The sequence below is a fragment of the Candidatus Magnetaquicoccus inordinatus genome, assembly GCF_004217665.1.
GTDB classification, from domain to species: Bacteria; Pseudomonadota; Magnetococcia; order Magnetococcales; family Magnetaquicoccaceae; genus Magnetaquicoccus; species Magnetaquicoccus inordinatus.
In genome coordinates, this window is record NZ_RXIU01000499.1 from 1 (window position 1) to 1,149 (window position 1,149).

The following is a 1,149-nucleotide window of genomic DNA, read 5'->3' on the forward strand; positions in this document are numbered from 1 at the left end:
GCTGCCAGCGCTTTCGGCGTACATCTCGATCCAGAAAAATTTCAAGCCTTTGCCAATATCGGCCAAATGGTTGCCGGAGGTTTGCTGATGGCCAGCAAAGATCCTGGCAGCCGACAACCAGCACCAATTACGGAAAAAGCCCATGTCTGAATTCAATTTTTCGCAAGAAATGTTGCTCTCTATGGGGCGTATAGAAGCCAAACTGGAGGAGGTCGGCAAGAACCAGCAAGAGATGCGCGAAGACTCCAAAAGATTGGAAACACGCCTGCGCAAAGTGGAGTTGAAGACCAACTTGATTGGCGCGATTGGCGGCACAGGCGCGGCAGCAGTTGTCGCCCTTTCCATGGATTACATCAAGAAAGTCCTTGGTCTGTAATGGCCAAGACCTCGCACCTGCCAGAAGCCAGGACACGCTACGTTCTGCAAGGCATGAGCCCAGAAGAGATTGCGGCAGAGCTGCCAGTCTCGGCAGCCACCGTGCGCCGATGGCTGGCTCAGGCCAAGGCAAACGGTGACGACTGGGACAAGGCGCGCAGCGCCGCTTTGTTGAGCACGGGCGGAGTGGATGCCATCAATCACGCCATGCTGCAACTGCTCTCCTCCACCATCCTGCGCGCCCAGGCTTTGCTTACAACAGCCATGGAAAGCGACAACCCCGCCGAAACCATTAAGCTTATCGAGGTAATTCGCGGCCTTTCCGATGCCCATATCAAAACCATCAACACTACCCAGCGCGGCTCACCAGAGATCAACCGGGTGGCCATGATCCAGGATTTTTCCCTGGCGCTTGACTCCTTCATTCTGCGCGAGTTCCCGGATGACATCAGGGTTTTTCGGCGCATCATCCCCGATTTTGGCCGGGAGCTGATGCGCGTCTACGGCACTGCTACGGTCAGCGGTCAAAAAGTCAAAGAGCTGCTGGCGCGCGCCACGCTGGATTTGGGGATGGCTCAGGAGGTACTGGAACGCATGATCGCCTTTACTCGCCAACACTACCCGCAACATTTGCCAGTCATTGTTGAAATTTTACAACCTTTTGGAGAGGAGTTATCACAAAAACATGGACCGTAAAACGCCTCGCCAATTTTTGACATTCGTAACTGATACAGCCGAACGGTTACGAAAAGAGATTGAGGCTAAAGTGGAGGG

2 protein-coding genes are annotated in these 1,149 nt (G+C 54.1%); both read left to right on the plus strand.

What is annotated here, in order from left to right; all coding sequences use genetic code 11:
* Positions 1–142 precede the first annotated feature (142 nt).
* Entirely contained in the window at positions 143–376 is a 234-nt protein-coding gene (locus tag EJP87_RS16830) for a hypothetical protein (protein ID WP_130472977.1), read from the plus strand.
* Positions 376–1,071 carry a DUF1804 family protein gene (locus EJP87_RS16835; protein WP_130472978.1) on the plus strand — a complete coding sequence of 232 codons (696 nt, stop codon included), beginning with the start codon at positions 376–378 and terminating at the stop codon, positions 1,069–1,071. The genes EJP87_RS16830 and EJP87_RS16835 overlap by 1 nt, the downstream gene beginning before the upstream one ends.
* Positions 1,072–1,149 lie beyond the last annotated feature (78 nt).